1 protein-coding gene is annotated in these 1,300 nt (G+C 68.2%); it reads left to right on the plus strand.

The window, feature by feature from the left end; all coding sequences use genetic code 11:
- The first annotated feature begins 37 nt into the window (after positions 1 to 37).
- A protein-coding gene (locus ABTW87_RS30145) for an IS3 family transposase (RefSeq protein WP_502891673.1) occupies positions 38 to 1,269 on the plus strand; the annotation gives its coding sequence in 2 pieces (ribosomal slippage) (positions 38 to 352 and positions 355 to 1,269; 1,230 coding nt in all).
- The last annotated feature ends 31 nt before the right edge of the window (positions 1,270 to 1,300 follow it).

Consider the following 1,300-nt stretch of genomic DNA (forward strand, 5'->3'; position numbering starts at 1 on the left):
TGGGCTTCCCCCTGAGATGTGGACACCCTGAGACTGGATGTTGGTCCAGAGGAAGGGGTGTCCCCCGTTGGGGCGTCCATCGAAGTACACGGAAGAGTTCCGGCGTGACGCGGTTGACCTGGTCCGCTCGTCGCGGCGGCCGATCAACCAGGTGGCCCGTGAGCTGGGGATGAGTCACGAGACGCTGCGGAACTGGGTCCGCGCCGCTGAACGCCAAACCCAGACGGGTCCGGCGGCCTCGGGCGAGGCGCTGTCGGTGGCTGACAAGGACGCCGAGATCGCTCGATTGCGGCGTGAGGTCGCGGAGTTGCGGCAGGAGAAGGAGATCCTGCGTAAGGCAGCCGCCTATTTCGCGAAGGAGATGGATCGGTGACCAGCCGCTTCCGGTTCATCTCCGCCCACCGTGCCGCCTTCGGCGTCAAGCGGCTGTGTCGGGTCCTGGCGGTATCCCGCTCGGGGTTCTACCGCTGGGCCGCCGGCGAGCCCGCTCGGCAGGCTCGCGCCGCCGGTGAGGACGCCCTCGCCGAGCAGATCAGGGTCATCCACGCCGGCTCCGGCGGCACCTACGGATCCCCGCGAGTGACCATCGAGCTGCACCACCAGGGCGTGCGCGTCAACCGCAAGCGGGTCGAGCGGATCATGCGCCAACGCGACGTGGTCGGCCGGCACCTGCGCCGCCGCAAACGCACCACTATCGCCGATCCGGCCGTCCCGCCGGCACCGGACCTGATCGGCCGGGACTTCACCGCCACCGCACCGGATCAGCGGTGGTGCGGCGACATCACCTACCTGCGCGTCGGCACCAGCTGGCTGTATCTGGCCACGGTCATCGACATCGCCACCCGCCGCCTGATCGGCTGGTCGATCAACACCCACATGCGCACCATCCTGATCATCAACGCTCTCGACGCCGCGGTCGCTGCCCGCGGCGGCCACGTCGCCGACGTGATCTTCCACTCCGACAGGGGCGCCCAGTACGTCAGCGGCGATTTCGCCGACGCCTGCCAACGACACGGCATCCGCCGCTCGATGGGGCGCATCGGCTCGTCGTATGACAACGCCCTGGCCGAGTCGTTCTTCGCCACTTTGAAGCGTGAACTCGACGTCGACCACCGACGCTGGACATCCGAGACTGACGCCCGCCGCGACGTGTTCCGGTGGATCGCCTTCTACAACCACCGACGCCGCCACTCCGCACTCGGCTACCTCAGCCCCGCCGACTACGAACAAGCCCTCACACCGACTACGCTGCACCAGATCGCGGCATAACCCGGTGTCCACATCCCGGGGGGAACCTCAG

It is taken from the genome of Micromonospora sp. NPDC126480, from assembly GCF_040302465.1.
Lineage (GTDB): Bacteria > Actinomycetota > Actinomycetes > Mycobacteriales > Micromonosporaceae > Micromonospora.